At 67.3% G+C, this 14105-nt stretch carries 14 protein-coding genes; 6 read left to right on the forward strand and 8 right to left on the reverse strand.

The genetic code is table 11. The annotated features are described in order from the left end of the window. Position 1 precedes the first annotated feature (1 nt). The 3 genes from ACM14_RS01930 to ACM14_RS01940 all read right to left on the reverse strand — a co-directional run bounded on the left by ACM14_RS01930 (position 2) and on the right by ACM14_RS01940 (position 2965). Positions 2–631: a DUF4124 domain-containing protein gene (locus ACM14_RS01930; RefSeq protein ID WP_065345092.1), complete on the reverse strand. Its 630-nt coding sequence runs from the start codon at positions 629–631 to the stop codon at positions 2–4. 78 nt (positions 632–709) lie between these two features. Next, positions 710–1915, reverse strand: coding sequence for an MFS transporter (locus ACM14_RS01935; protein ID WP_013801714.1), 1206 nt, complete (start codon positions 1913–1915; stop codon positions 710–712). A gap of 51 nt (positions 1916–1966) precedes the next feature. Continuing rightward, a complete protein-coding gene (locus tag ACM14_RS01940; RefSeq protein ID WP_065345093.1) occupies positions 1967–2965 on the reverse strand; it encodes a LysR family transcriptional regulator in 999 nt (332 codons plus the stop codon). A gap of 76 nt (positions 2966–3041) precedes the next feature. Here ACM14_RS01940 and ACM14_RS01945 point away from each other — a divergent pair, with 76 nt between their 5' ends. Together ACM14_RS01945 and ACM14_RS01950 are read left to right on the forward strand one after the other, a co-directional pair. Further along, on the forward strand, positions 3042–3926 hold the full coding sequence (locus tag ACM14_RS01945) for an amidohydrolase family protein (protein ID WP_084027242.1): 885 nt from the start codon (positions 3042–3044) through the stop codon (positions 3924–3926). A 26-nt stretch (positions 3927–3952) separates the two neighbouring features. Beyond that, complete coding sequence (locus tag ACM14_RS01950) at positions 3953–4948, forward strand: tripartite tricarboxylate transporter substrate binding protein (RefSeq protein WP_013801717.1); 996 nt, start codon at positions 3953–3955, stop codon at positions 4946–4948. A gap of 15 nt (positions 4949–4963) precedes the next feature. Here ACM14_RS01950 and ACM14_RS01955 read toward each other — a convergent pair whose 3' ends face one another. After that, complete coding sequence (locus ACM14_RS01955) at positions 4964–6595, reverse strand: gamma-glutamyltransferase family protein (protein WP_065345095.1); 1632 nt, start codon at positions 6593–6595, stop codon at positions 4964–4966. Between the two features lie 13 nt (positions 6596–6608). Next, positions 6609–7598 carry a tripartite tricarboxylate transporter substrate binding protein gene (locus tag ACM14_RS01960; protein ID WP_065345096.1) on the reverse strand — a complete coding sequence of 330 codons (990 nt, stop codon included), beginning with the start codon at positions 7596–7598 and terminating at the stop codon, positions 6609–6611. Positions 7599–7730: 132 nt separating this feature from the next. Here ACM14_RS01960 and ACM14_RS01965 point away from each other — a divergent pair, with 132 nt between their 5' ends. Then, on the forward strand, positions 7731–8615 hold the full coding sequence (locus tag ACM14_RS01965; protein WP_065345097.1) for a LysR family transcriptional regulator: 885 nt from the start codon (positions 7731–7733) through the stop codon (positions 8613–8615). A 36-nt stretch (positions 8616–8651) separates the two neighbouring features. Here ACM14_RS01965 and ACM14_RS01970 read toward each other — a convergent pair whose 3' ends face one another. Beyond that, entirely contained in the window at positions 8652–9035 is a 384-nt protein-coding gene (locus ACM14_RS01970; protein WP_013801721.1) for a tautomerase family protein, read from the reverse strand. 120 nt (positions 9036–9155) lie between these two features. On the opposite strand from ACM14_RS01970, the gene ACM14_RS01975 reads away from it, so the two are divergent. From ACM14_RS01975 to ACM14_RS01985, 3 genes are all read left to right on the forward strand, one after another. Then, positions 9156–10013, forward strand: a complete 858-nt coding sequence (locus ACM14_RS01975) for a LysR family transcriptional regulator (protein WP_065345098.1) — start codon at positions 9156–9158, stop codon at positions 10011–10013. Between the two features lie 411 nt (positions 10014–10424). Then, a complete protein-coding gene (locus ACM14_RS01980; RefSeq protein ID WP_065345099.1) occupies positions 10425–11279 on the forward strand; it encodes an RNA ligase family protein in 855 nt (284 codons plus the stop codon). Between the two features lie 35 nt (positions 11280–11314). Next, the gene (locus ACM14_RS01985) at positions 11315–12460 is read left to right on the forward strand and encodes an AAA family ATPase (protein ID WP_065345100.1); all 1146 of its coding nucleotides are present in this window, start codon (positions 11315–11317) and stop codon (positions 12458–12460) included. Between the two features lie 15 nt (positions 12461–12475). Here ACM14_RS01985 and ACM14_RS01990 read toward each other — a convergent pair whose 3' ends face one another. Both ACM14_RS01990 and ACM14_RS30365 read right to left on the reverse strand, forming a co-directional pair. After that, positions 12476–13222, reverse strand: a complete 747-nt coding sequence (locus ACM14_RS01990) for a Fic family protein (protein ID WP_065345101.1) — start codon at positions 13220–13222, stop codon at positions 12476–12478. Continuing rightward, positions 13170–13877, reverse strand: a complete 708-nt coding sequence (locus ACM14_RS30365) for a hypothetical protein (RefSeq protein ID WP_084027244.1) — start codon at positions 13875–13877, stop codon at positions 13170–13172. Before ACM14_RS30365 ends, ACM14_RS01990 begins: the two co-directional genes overlap by 53 nt. Positions 13878–14105 lie beyond the last annotated feature (228 nt).

Genomic DNA, 14105 nt, shown 5'->3' on the forward strand with positions numbered 1-14105 from the left:
CTCAGTCGCAGCGAATCGTGTCGCCTTCCAGCAGGCAGATCAGCCCGTTGTAGGCGGTCAAGGTGTCGCGATACCGGCGATAGAGGTTGCCTTTGATGTCGAAGCAGCTGTCTGCCTTGCACCGGTCGAGCTTTACGGTGCGGGTGCCGGCGGGAGGGGTCAGGACAATCTTGGGTGGCTCCTGGAGCAAGGGCATATTCGTGCCGCAGGATGCGTTCACGTTGGAGATCTGCGCATTCATGCGCATGCGCTTTTCGCCTTCGGAGAGACTGCGTATGCTGGAGACGAATTCCAGCTCCTTGCGAGCCTGGCTGCAGCCCGGGGAGGCTGATGCAGGCGTGGGCTGCTGCGCCTGCTGGTCGATCATGCGCTGCTGGCTATCGATCTGGCGCCGCTGTGCGTCGACGGCCTGCTGGCGGTATTTGCGCTCGTTGGCCCGCGCGGCCTCGGCGCGCTCCTGGAGAATCTCCGCATCCGTCTTTCGGCGCTCGATCATGCCGCCGACTTGCGCGCTGTTGCATGGACGGTCGGAGAAATTCATTTCTCCGGATGGATCCCTGCATTGATAGATCTGCGCCATGGCTGGAACTGCCAATGCCAGGCCGCACAACAGCGCAATGGCTTCACGCATGGATTCTCTCCACAAGAGGTCTGGACCACGATTTCCGATGGCTTGGCATGGCGTCCGTTCCGACATGCGCTTCACACTTCAGGCCGGCGCGCCCGCGCCGCGACCCCGTCCCTGCACGGCCAGCATCAGCAGCACCACGCCCACGATGGGCAGCAGCCAGGTGTTGATGCCGTCCCAGCCGGCCGTGTGCAGCAGCTGGCCCGAGCCGAACGAGGCCACGGCCACGGTGCCGAAGACCAGGAAGTCATTGAGGGCCTGCACCTTGGCGCGCTCGGCAGGGCGGTAGCACTCGGTCACCATGGCCGTGGCGCCGATGAAGCCGAAGTTCCAGCCCACGCCCAGCAGCACCAGGGAGCCCCAGAAGTGCAGCAGCTCCAGCCCCATCAACGCCATCAGGGCCGAGGCGGCGATCATCACCAGCCCCAGCGCCGTGATGCGGCGCTTGCCGAAGCGCGCGATCAGCCGGCCCGTGAAGAAGCTGGGCGCGAACATAGCCAGCACATGCCACTGGATGCCCAGCGCCGCCTCGCCCACCGTGTGGCCGCAGCCCACCATGGCCATGGGCGCGGCCGTCATCAGAAAGGCCATTAGGCCGTAGCTGACCACGCCGGCGGAAGCCGCCACGATGAACTGCGGCGTGCGCGCAATCTCGGCCAGCGGCCGGGCCTCGCCCGCCACGGCACGGGCCTGGGGCGGCGGCAGCTTCAGGCCCAGCAGCAGCGGCAAGGCCAGCAGGGCGAGCACGGCCTGGCTGTAGAAGCTGCCTGCGAACGGTGTCATGGGCAGGGCGTCGCGCGTCCAGATCACCACCTGCGGGCCGATGATGGCCGCGATCAGCCCGCCGATCATCACGCGCGAGATGGCGCGCGCCTGCTCGGCGGGGTCGGTCATGGCGTCGGTGGCCGCGAAGCGGTAGCTCTGCACGCAGGCCGCGTAAAAGCCCGCCAGCGCCGTGCCGATGCAGAAGGTCACGAAATCGGAGTGTGCAATGCCCTGGGCCGCGATCACGCCCGAGACCACGCCCAGGATGGCTCCCAGCACATAGGCCGTGCGCCGCCCCATGCGCTGCATCAGCCAGGCCGCGGGCAGCGTGGACAGCGCCAGGCCCAGCTGGTAGATGCTGACCGGCAGCGTGGTGGCCGTGGGATTGGTGGACAGCTGCTGGCCGACCAGGCCGCCCAGCGAAATGATGATGGGCGGCGACGCGCCCCCCAGCGATTGCGCGGCCACGAGCAGGCCGAGGTTGCGGCGCTGCAGCGCTGGAGTGTGTTGTTCTGGTGTCATGGCTTGTGCGGCGGAAAGACCGCATCTTCACCGAAAAGCATGAGGGCTGGGTTAAGCGTTGCTCCGCGTGCCAGCCCTGTCCAGGCGCTGCTGGAGCAGGGATTTGCTGTACGCCTCCTGGAAGATCTGGTGGATCAGATCCCTGAACCATTTGTGCCCCGCGTCATGGTCGTTGCGCGGATGCCAGACGGCGTCGATGGACAGGGCCAGCTCGGGCAGGGGCATGGGGCGCGCCACGCAGTTGGAGCCGGACAGCACGCTGTGCATCCAGTGCGCGGGCATGGCGGCCACCAGGTCGGTGGATTCGATGACGGGCACCATGCCCAGCCAGGTGGGCACCTGGAACATCACGCGCCGCGCCAGCCCGCGCTCGGCCAGGAGTTCGTCCACGATGCTGCTGCCCACGCCCGTGACCTTCAGGTGGCCCTGCTCCAGGTATTTCTCCAGCGTGAGCGGGGAGGCGGCGGCCGGATGGTCCTTGCGCATCAGCACCATCCACTGGTCGTCCAGCAGGCGCCGGGAGGCCGACAGCACCGAGCGACCGCGCGAGACGGACAACCGTATCTCCACGCCTTCGTACTCGACGCGGTCCGAGGGCTGGCGGCCGTCGAAGGACTGCACCGACAGGCTGATGCCCGGCGCCACCGCACGCAGATGGATGCACAGCTGCGGGAGCAGCAGCACGCCCACGTAGTCGGACAGGCGCAGGTGGAAATTGCGCCGCGCCGTGGCCGGATCGAAGCCCTTGCTGACCTCGATGGCGCTTTCGATCTCGCTGAAGGCCTTGCGGAAGCTGCGCGCCAGGCGCACGGCCTCGGGCGTGGGCGACATGCCTTCGGCCGTGCGCAGCAGCAGCGGGTCGTTGAACTGGGTGCGCAGCCGGCGCAGCGCGTGGCTGACGGCCGAGGAGGTGATGCCCAGCCGCGCGGCGGCCTTGCCCACGCTGCGTTCCTCCACCAGGGCCTCGAAGATCACCAGCAGGTTGAGGTCAATGCTGCGCAGGTTGATCGGAGCCCGGGGCGCGCCGTCTGCATGTTGAATGCTGTTCATTTTGATGATGACAAAGATGAGCTTGACTGAATTTTACGTGCGTCACGACAATGCATCAGCTTTGAAATGAACGCCCATGAATTCACCCAGTTTCAACCGTTGTGCCGGTGATTCCGACGCAGTCGAAAATCCAGCGGAACAATATCTGTTTCCGGAAAATTCCTGCGATACCCATTTCCATGTATTTGGTCGTTCCGATGATTTTCCGTTGATTGCGGAACGCGCCTATACACCGGCCGTCGCGTCCATGGACGGTTATTGGAAAGCCTTTCGCCCATTGGGCGTGGACCGCTGCGTTCTGGTCCAGCCCAGCGTGTATGGCCGCGATCACGGCCTGCTCAAGCAGACGCTGCGCCATGCCGAAGCAGGCCGCATGCGGGGCGTGGCCGTGATCTACGAGGACACGCCGGATACAGAGATCGAAGCGCTGCACGCCCTGGGCGTGCGCGGCGCGCGGTGCAATGCGCTGTTTTCGGGCGGAGTTTCCGTCTCCAGCCTGCGGGCCGTGGCCGACCGCATCCGGGGCCTGGGCTGGCATGTGCAATTGCTGGTGAACGTGGATGAAGACCCTGGCCTGGCGCAGCGCGTGGCCGACATGGGCGTGGCCGTGGTGGTGGATCACTTCGGCCACCCGTCGCGCCAGCTGGGCGCCGATGGGCCGGGCAGCCGCAACCTGCAGGCGCTGATGAAGGAAGGCCGGGCCTGGGTGAAGTTCTCGGGCGCCTACCGGATATCGGCAACGGCATCGGCCGTGGACCCGGCCGTGGTTCCCATTGCACATGCCCTGGTGCAGGCCAATCCGCACCGGATCGTATGGGGGTCGGACTGGCCGCATCCCGGAATAAAGGCCCGTTCGAATTCCGCTGGCGAATTGGCGCAGGCATTGGTGGATTGGGTTCCAGAGGAATACAGGCACACGGTATTGGTCGATAACCCCGCGCGCCTGTATTGGGGTCATTGATTTTCAAATAGCAGGAGACAGAGAAAATGAATCGAATCACATCGGGCCGCAGAGGCTTTATCCGCACGGCGGTATCTTTCGCGGCGCTGGCTGCGGCATCGGCTGCATCGGCAGTGCAGGCGCGCGCATTTCCCGCCAAGCCGCTCACGCTGGTCGTGCCCTTTGCGCCGGGCGGCAACGTGGACATCGTGGCCCGCACGCTGGGCATTCCGCTGGCCCGGCATGCGGGGCAGTCCGTGATCGTGGACAACCGTGCGGGGGGCGGTGGTGCCGTGGGTTCGGGCTGGGTGGCGCGCGCCGAGCCGGACGGGCATACGCTGCTGGTGGCCACGCCGGGCCAGTTGGGCACCTTGCCCGAGATGATCAAGCTGCCCTACCGCGCCGACAGCTTTGCGCCCATTGCCGTGGTCAGCCGCACGCCCGTGGTCGTGGTGGTGCGCGCCAACGACGCGCGCTTCAAGACCGCTGCCGATTTCATCAAGGCGATGAAGGCCAAGGATGGCAGCGTGACCGTGGGCCATGCCGGCCCGGGCTCGCCCAATCACCTGGCCGTGCTGCAGCTGGAAGATGCCGTGAAGGTGCGCGTCAATCCCGTGCCCTACAAGGGATCGGGGCCGGCCCTGGTCGATTTGATCGGCGGGCAGATCGACGCCGTGGTGGACCAGATCACCAGCTCCACGCCGCATATCAAGAGCGGCGCCCTGCGCGCGCTGTTCGTGCTGGGGCCGCGCGCCGGGGGCGGGCTGGCCGATGTGCCCGACCTGGCCCAGCTGGGCCTGCCGGTGTTCGATGCCACCACCTTCGTGGGCGTGTTCGCGCCCAAGGGTGCGCCCACGGCCAGCGTGGACAGCCTGTATGGCTGGATCTCCCAGTCTGTGGCCGACCCGGAGTTCAGCCGCCTGATCCGCGAGCTGGGCAGCGAGCCCTTCCCGGCCAGCGCGGCCGTGCTGCAGCGCCTGGTCAGCGAAGAAGCCGCGCTGGCGGCGCGGCTGACCCGGCAGGGGCGTCTGCGCGCGGAGTAGCCGCCGCGCGCACTTCTAGTACCCGGCCGCCAGCCCGTCGCGGCGCGGGTCGCTGGCGATCTGATAGCCCTCTACGGCGGGATCGCCCATGCGCCAGATGAACTGGCCGGCACCGAAGTCCTGGTAGGGGTCGTGGATGACCTCCACCTGGTGGCCCAGCGCCTGCAGGCCGGCAATGGTGGCCGGGTCCATGCCGCCTTCCACGTTGATGGCCAGGCCTTCGTTGACGCGCCAGCGCGGCGCATCGCAGGCCGCCTGGGGCGACTGGCGGTAGTCCAGCATGCGCACCACAGTCTGCATGTGGCCCTGGGGCTGCATGTTGCCGCCCATGACACCGAAGCTCATCACGGGCTGGCCGTCGCGGGTCAGGAAGGCCGGAATGATGGTGTGGAAGGGGCGCTTGCCCGGGCCCACCAGATTGGCGCGGTTGGGGTGCTGGGGGTCGGTGCCGAAGCCGTGGCCGCGGTTTTGCAGGCTGATGCCGAAGGTCGGCTCCACCACGCCCGAGCCAAAGCCCGAGAAGTTGCTCTGGATGAAGCTGACCATCATGCCGTTCTCGTCGGCTGCCGTCAGGTAGATGGTGCCGCCGCTCACGGGGTTGCCGGCCTTGAAGTCCTGCGCACGGCGCGGATCGATGAGCCTGGCGCGCGAGGCCAGGTAGGCGTCGTCGAGCATCTGTGCGGGCGTCACCTCCATGTCCGCGTCGGCCACGTAGCGGTAGATGTCGGCAAAGGCCAGCTTCATGGCCTCGATCTGCAGATGCTGGGAGGCCACGCCATCCACGGGCAGGCTGGCCAGGTCGAAGTTGGACAGAATGCCCAGCGCGATCTGCGCGGCAATGCCTTGCCCGCCCGGCGGGATCTCGTGCAGCGTGTGGCCGCGGTAGTCCTTGGCCAGCGGCTGCACCCATTGCACCTCGTGCGCGGCCATGTCGGCCATGCCCAGGCAGCCGCCGTGCTGCTGCACGAACGAGGTCACGGCCCGGGCAATCTCGCCTTCATAAAAGGCCTTGCCGCGCGTGGCACCGATGGCGCGCAGGGCGCGCGCTGCGGCGGGAAAGCGGAACAGCTCGCCCACTTCCGGCGCGCGGCCCCGGGGCAGGAAGCTTTCCCTGAACCCCGGCTGCGATTGCAGCTCGGGCGCGCCTGCGGCCCATTTCTGCTGGACCACGGGCGGAACCAGGTAGCCGCGCTCGGCGATCTCGGCGGCCGGCTCCATCAGCGCGTCAAAGGGCAGCTTGCCGAAGCGCTCGTGCAGGGCCACCCAGGCGCTGACGGCGCCCGGCACGGTGATGGAGTCCACGCCCCGGCGCGGCGGCTTGTCCTGGCGGCCATAGCGCTGGTGGAAGTACTCGGGCGCCCAGCCCTGCGGTGCGCGGCCGCTGGCGTTGAGCCCGTGCAGTTCCTTGCCATCCCAGAGGATGCAGAAGGCGTCCGAGCCCAGGCCGTTGCTCACCGGCTCGACGATGGTCATGGCCGCCGCCGCCGCAATGGCCGCGTCCACCGCGTTGCCGCCTGCCCACAGCATGCGCAGGCCGGCCTGCGCCGCCAGCGGGTGGGAGGTGGACACGGCATTGCGCGCGAACACGGGCACCCGCCTGGAGTCGTAGGGATTGCCGGGAGTGAAGGGAGAGGAAGAGGCGTGCATGAAAGAACCTGCCTCAGTCGGCGGTAATGCCCATGGTCTTCACGTCACGGCTCCAGCGCGTCAGCTCGCGGTCGATCTGCTGCTTGAAGGACTTGGGGTCGCTGGTCTCGGGGTCCAGGCCCTGGGCCTCGAACTGGGCCTGCACTTCGGGGCGCTCCATGATCTTGCGCACTTCCTGGGCCAGCCGCTCGACGATGGCCGGGTCCGTGCCGCCCGTGGTGAACAGGCCGTACCAGGACGTGAAGGCATAGCCTGGCAGGCCGGCCTCGGCGACGGTGGGCACGTTGGGCAGGTTCTTGACGCGCTGCTTCGTGGTCACGGCCAGGATGCGGGTCTGGCCGGTCTTGGCCGAGGTGATGGCGGGCGGAATGCCCGAGAAAATGGCCTGCACCTGGCCGCCCAGCACATCGGTGATGGCCGGGCCGTTGCCGCGGTAGGGCACGTGCACCAGGTTCACGCCGGCCTGCTGCGCGAACAGCGCGCCGGCCAGGTGCAGCGTGGAGCCGTTGCCCGACGATGCGTAGTTGATGCTGCCTGGCGCCTTGCGCGCGGCCTCGATCATTTCCTGCACCGTCTTGTAGGGCAGGGCGGCGTTCACCAGCAGCGCGTTGCCGGACTCGGCCACCAGGGTGATGGGCTCCAGGTCCTTGCGCGGGTCGAACGACAGCTTCTTGGCCAGTACGGGCGCCACGGTGTTGCTGCCGATGGAGCCCAGCAGCAGCGTGTAGCCGTTCTTGGGCGCCTTGGCCACCACTTCGCTGGCGATCAGGCCGCCCGCGCCGCCGCGGTTTTCCACCACCACGCTTTGGCCCAGGCGCTGCTGCAGCTCCTTGGCCAGGATGCGGGCCACGATGTCGTTGGCGCCGCCGGCGGCAAAGCCCACCATGATCTTCAGCGGCTGCGAGGGCCAGGCATCGGCGGCGGGCGCGGCCCAGCCGGGCGTGGCGCAGGTCAACAGGGCGGCGCAGCAGACAAGCAGGCGGCGGGACACGGGTGCAGGCATGGAGATCTCCAGAAATCCGGGAAGTGGGAGGGTGCGATCAGGACGATCGGCTATCGGTTGCCAGCGATTTTGATGATAGAAACTGTTTGGTGAAAGCTGGAATTTCTTACGAATCTTGAAAGTAAAACTTTTATGCCAAGCCTGCGCATTCTTCGCACTTTTCTGGCCGTGGCGGCCGAGGGCTCCTTCACCGCGGCAGGCCAACGCGTGGCGCTGACCCAGGTGGCCGTGGGGCTGCAGATGCGCACGCTGGAAAACGACCTCAAGCGCAAGCTGTTCGCGCGCCAGGGCAAGCTGGTCACGCTCAACGAGCAGGGCCGGGCGCTGGTGCCCATTGCCACCCAGCTGGTGGCGCTGTACGAGCAGGCCAAGCACGGCACGCGGGCCGACGCACCGCTGGCCGGCACCGTGCAGTTCGGCTCCATCGTCTCGGCGCTGAGCCAGCTGGTGCGCGCCACGCTGGAGCTCAAGCGCCACCATCCGGCGGTGGACCTGCATGTGGTCTCGGGCAAGTCCAACCGGCTGATCGCCCAGGTGGAGAACCATGAGCTGGATGCGGCCGTGGTGGTCTACAACCCGGCCATCAAGCGCCCCTCGCTGGTCTGGACACCGCTGTATGCCGAGCCCATGGTGCTGCTGGCGCCGCGCGCCGCCCGGTCCGCGGCGCCAGCCGACATGGTGGAGCGCTATCCCTTCATCCGCTTCGACCGCACCGAGCACACGGGCGAGCTGGTGGAGCGCACGCTGCGCCGCCTGCGGGCCAAGCCCCAGGAGTTCCTGGAGCTCAACTCCATCGAGACCATCGTGGAGCTGGTGCGCGACGGCATGGGCGTGGCCATGCTGCCCAATCTGGCGCGGCATGGCTGGGAGGGCGACCCACGCCTGCGCGTGCTGCCCATTGCCCAGACCGCCGAGAGCCGGCAGATCGCCCTGGTGCAGCTGCGCACGGCGGCGCGCGCCGAGATCATCACCGCCGTGGGCCAGCAATTCGTGGCGGCGCTGGCGGTGCCGGCCTGAGCGCGGCGCTGTGGGTATTGCGCCGATCCGCGTGTCTTAAGTTGCGTATTGCGCGAGCCCGTGGCCCATGGACCAGTTCTCCTTGTCCACCTCGACCAGGTTGACGAACACGTCCTCGGGCCGCAGGCCGGGGCTTTCGACCAGCAGCTCGGCGATGCGGCGGAAAAGCGCCTTTTTCTGCTCCAGGCTGCGGGTGTTGCTGACCGTCAGCTGCACCAGCACCAGATCGTCGCTGCGCGCCACGCCCAGGTAGGAGGCGCCGTAGCGGAAGTTGTCGCCGTCATGCTCGGTGATGGTCATGAACTGGTCGTCCTCCGGCACGTTGAAGGTCTCGCGCATGGCGCGGTAGAGGCTGTCGCAGATGGCCTGGCGGTAGGCCGGGGACTTGCCGGCGCGCATGTTGATCCGGGTCATGGGCATGGTGTGGCTCCTTTGCGTTGAGTTGAGTTGAGTTGAGTTGCGTTGTGGGAGCCTCGAAGGTAGGCCGTGCCAGCTATTTTGAAAAGCCATGATTGCTGATATCAGTAATAATGAATTGCAATGATTCAACGACCCCTTGACCTGGATGCCGTGCAGAGCTTCGTGCACATCGCGGAGCTGGGCAGCTTCACGCGCGCGGCCGAAGCCATGCAGACCACGCAGGCCGCCGTCAGCCTCAAGCTCAAGCGGCTGGAGCTGAGGCTGGGCTGCAGGCTGGTCGAGCGCACGCCGCGCCACGTGCAGCTGTCGGCGCTGGGCGCCGACTTCCTGCCCCATGCGCGCGAACTGCTGCAGGCCCATGAGCGCGCACTGGCGCTGGCCGTCAGCACGCGCCAGCGGCTGACCATCGGCATCAGCGACCACGTGGCCGGGCCTGAGCTGCCGGCACTGATCGCCCGCATGAATGCGCAGGACCCGCAGCTGCTGATCGACATCCGCATCGCATCGTCCGGCCCGCTGCTGCAGGGGTTTGACCGGCGCGAGTACGACACGGTGATCGTTCGCACGCATGCCGGGCGCGATGACGGCGAGCTGCTGGCCGAGGAGCCCTTCGGCTGGTTTGCCGCGCCCGGCTGGCAGCACCGCGCGGGCGAGCCCCTGCCGCTGGCCACGCTGGCCGAACCCTGCGGCGTGCGCGCCATGGCCGGACAACTGCTGGATTCGGCGCGCATGCCGTGGACCGAGGTGTTCGTGGGCGGCGGCGTGGCCGCTGTCTCGGCCGCCGTCATGGCGGGGCTGGGCGTGGCCGCGCTGGCGCCGCGCATGCTGGCCCTGGGCGCCGTGGACGTGGGCCCGCGCCTGGGCCTGCCCACGCTGCCGCGCCTGCCCGTGCTGCTGCACACCCGCGTGCGCGAAGGCCGGCCGCGCGCGGCGCTGGATGCGCTGGGCGCCGCCTTCAAGTCCGCCGTGCGTGGCTAGCAGCCAACAATCGGCCCGGCATGGCGCGCAGCCGCTTGTGCCTGCGGGGCAACGGGCGATAGACTCGCACCCCTCCCATCCACCCTCACCCTTTCGAGGTGCACCATGCCCCGCCGCACAGCTTCCTGCTGAACGACTTCGTCACACGCTGATCCTGGCATTGCCCCGGATGTCTTTTGCGTGTGCGCTGCGGTGCGTGGCCTTTTGAGGGCTTGCGGCTGACCGTCCGGTTTGCGGACGGTGCCGACAGTCCTGCCATCTTCCCCTTCGACAGCCTGCCGGCCCGGCCACCACGGGCCAGGCCGCGCTGTCGCTGCATCCCCTGCATTGCGGCGCCTGGCGTCGTCGTCGGCTTTTCCCGCCCCATGGCATGGCGCCGTGGGGTGCTGCATCGTTTTCGGAAAGCACGACATGACCCCATCCATTGCCCAAGGCGCTCACTTTCTTTCGAGCGTCGAGATCCTCAAGTACCCCCGCACGCCGCACCTGCGCGGCTCGCGCCTGCAGTCCGGTGACCAGGACGACGCCGTGCCCTATGAGCGGCTGGCCGGCCGGCACATCGTCGTCGAGGAAAAACTCGACGGCGCCAACGCCGCGCTGAGCTTTGCCGGCGACGGCCAGCTGCTGCTGCAGTCGCGCGGCCACTACCTGGACAGCGAGCGGCCCGGCGGGCGCGAGCGCCAGTTCAACCTCTTCAAGCAATGGGCCCAGGCCCATGAGGGCGCGCTGCTGTCCCTGCTGGACGACCGCTACCAGGTGTTTGGCGAGTGGATGTACGCCAAGCACTCGCTGTTCTACGACGCGCTGCCGCACTGGTTCTGCGAGTTCGACATCTGGGACCGCTCGGCGCAGTGCTTCCTGGACACACCGCGCCGCCATGCCCTGCTGGCCGGCGTGCCCGTGGTCTCGGTGCCCGTGCTCTACAGCGGGGCGGCGCCCCGGCGCATGCAGGACCTGCTGGCGCTGCTGGCTCCCTCGCTGGGCCGCAGCGCGCGCTGGCGCCAGGCCTTCGAGCAGGTGGTGGCCCGCCAGAAGCTGGACCTGCCGCTGTGCTGGCGGCAGACCGACGGCTCCGAACTGGCCGAGGGCCTGTACCTCAAGGTGGAGGAGGGCGGCCAGACCGTAGCGCGCTACAAGTTCGTGCGGCCGGACTTCGTGCAGGTCATCCTCGACTCGGGCTCGCACCACAGCGAGCGGCCCATCGTCCCCAACGGGCTGCGCGAGGGCGCAGACATCTTTGCGGCCGATATTTCAAAAAGCTGGTGAGGCCTGCAGCGCAGACCCATCGCAAGGAGATTTCCATGACGAACTGGAAACAGATCCAGTCCCTGGTGCCGCAGCCCGGCGCCGACCCCGACTTCGTGGCCTGCCTGGCCGCCTTCCCCCAGCTGGAGCAGGCCAAAACCACGCCGCAGGACCCCGTCTATCACGCCGAAGGCGATGTCTGGACGCACACGCAGATGGTGGTGCGCGAACTGCTGGCCGACCCCGGCCATGCGGCGCTCACCGCCACCGAGCGCGAGACGGTCTTCCTGGCCGCGCTGCTGCACGACGTGGCCAAGTGCTCGACCACCGTGGTGGGCGAGGACGGCCGCATCGGCCAGCCTGGCCACTCGCGCCGGGGTGCGCTGGATGCGCGGCTCATGCTCTGGGAAGCCGGCGCGCCCGTGGACCAGCGCGAGGCCATCTGCCGGCTGATCGCCGTGCACCAGGTGCCGTTCTTCGCCTTTGCCGATTCGCGCCGCGGCCTCTCGCCCGAGTTCATCGTGCGCGAGCTGTCCTGGCAGGTGGACCTGCACCTGCTCACCCTGCTGGCGCGGGCCGACATGCGCGGGCGCATCTGCCCGGACATTGCGTCCGTGCTCGTCAACATAGAACTGGTGCGCGAGTTCGCGCTGGAGGAGGGCTGCCTGCGCACGCCACGCCGCTTTGCCTCGGCCGAGACGGCGGTGCGCTACTTCCGGGGCGCGCAGCTGCATCCCGACTATGCGCTGCACGAGCAGGCCGGCTCCCGCGCCATCGTCATGTGCGGCCTGCCGGCCAGCGGCAAGAACACCTGGGTGGCCGCCCACCATGGCGACCTGCCCGTGGTCTCCTTCGACGATGCGCGTACGGAGCTGGGCCTGCGCCACGGCCAGAACGAGGGCGCGGCCGCCCACCACGCCGTGGACAAGGCCAAGGCCCTGCTGCGCGCGGGCCGGCCCTTTGTCTGGAACGCCACCCACCTGTCGCGCCAGATGCGCGGCAAGACCGTGGACCTGTGCCTGGCCTACGGCGCCCGCGTGGAGCTCGTGCACCTGGAAGCCAGCCGCCCAACCCTGCTGGCCCGCAACCGCGCGCGCGACACCACGCTGACCAACGCGGCCCTGCTCAGCCTGCTGCAGCGCTGGGACGTGCCTTTGCCTACCGAGGCGCATGCGCTGTCGTTGCTGGTCAATGAGGGGTAGGGGGCTGTACCGCTGTCAAGCGGCGTGTTCGCCGCGTGCCCGCTTCATCTCCAGATAGGACTGGGCTGCTTTCTGGTCGTCGGCCCGGTATGCCACGTTCATGTTCGGGCGATGCACGTCATCGCCCGGACCCTTCAGCCCTGGCAACGCCAGCAGATGATCAAGCAAGGTGGCCTGCGTGTTGGCAGAGGTGATCAAGGGGCGCAGATAGGCATCGAGGTGTCTGCCTTGCGGGTTCTGGATCTCCTGGGTCAGTGCCTGCAGATAAGCATCCTTGTTGGATGCCAGCCAGTCGATGGCAAAGCCCGCGCGGTGACATAGCTCGGCGTGGATCAGCAGCATGCTGCGTCCATTGCCGTCGAGAAAGGGGTGGCCCCAGGCAAACGCACCCATGACTGCACCAGGTTTGTCGCGCAGGGTGCCTGCATCGTTGCCCATGTCCAGGCCCCATTCGACGGCGCGCTGGCACAGCTCTGACACCTCGAATTGCAGGCCTGCACCCCTGCCGACGAGCCCGCCCACGCCCAGCGCATGCCTGTCCTGGCCGGCCCAGGGGTAGAAGTCGGAAAACAGGATGGCGTGAACGCGCAAAAAATCGCGGTAGCCAATCCGGCCCCGGATGCTTGCCAGAAAGGCAAGTGCTTCTTCCAGGTTGGCCTCGAAAAAGAGGTGTTCCTGGATCTTGACCTCACGGGCGTCTTTCAGTCCTTCAATGTTGCGCAGGTAGCCCGCGCTTTCGAAGTCCCCGAACGGATCGAACATCCTGCACCTCCCTCATGTGATTGGTCATCAGCCTGGCAAGCTGCCGGCCATTGATGACATGTTTTTTCTTCAAGGCCACGAGCAGCTTGCCCGTGCTGTCGAGCTCCACTTCATCTCCTGCAGCGCGTGTGACTGCCTGTGCATAGTCGTCCAGTCCGGTACGCTGGTGCTGGATGTGGTGCGTGCGGGCCAGCCGCTCGACAAACTGGCGTACGCTTTCGGTCGGCAAGGCGTCCACATCGCCGGACAAGGCTTCGTCGGGCTCCTCGGGCTCCAACGGGCTATGGACATAGCGCACCGTGACGTCACCAAGATCAAAGCTGCGCGAGAGTCGTTGGCCGCCGGCATCGATCAGCACGGTGTCACAGCCTGCCTCGCTGACCAGGTCCACGCTGCGAAAACGGATGCCAAGCCTGTCCAGAACTTCCCTGACCAGCACGTCGCTGCTGGCCGGCAACTGTGGCTCGCCGCTGGCATCCGGCCTTGCTTTGGCGTAGACACCGGAGCTCAAGCGGAACAGGCGACCATCGGTGACCAGGTCATGGAGAGCTTCACTGAGGTGGGATGCGCTTGCCAACCTCGCCAAATCACGTCTGAGCACGATGTTGCCGGAACGCTTGCTCAGCGATATCTGAAGTTTGCTACCCAAGTTCATTTGTCGTCCCGATAGATTCCTACATGGATTGATTGTAATTCGATGATTTCTTATTGAACCACAACAGTTTATACGCATGTCAAATGCTGCTTGGTCGGCAAGTATTGCACTGGAATTCAGCCGGTGTTTCCGTATGGATTGCGCAGCAGACAGGGACCAGGCACCAACCCGCCATGCGCGCCTACTGCGGACCCGCAGACCCGCGCACCCTGGTTATGGCTGGTGCGC

Source organism: Delftia sp. JD2, from assembly GCF_001682645.1.
GTDB classification, from domain to species: Bacteria; Pseudomonadota; Gammaproteobacteria; order Burkholderiales; family Burkholderiaceae_C; genus Comamonas; species Comamonas acidovorans.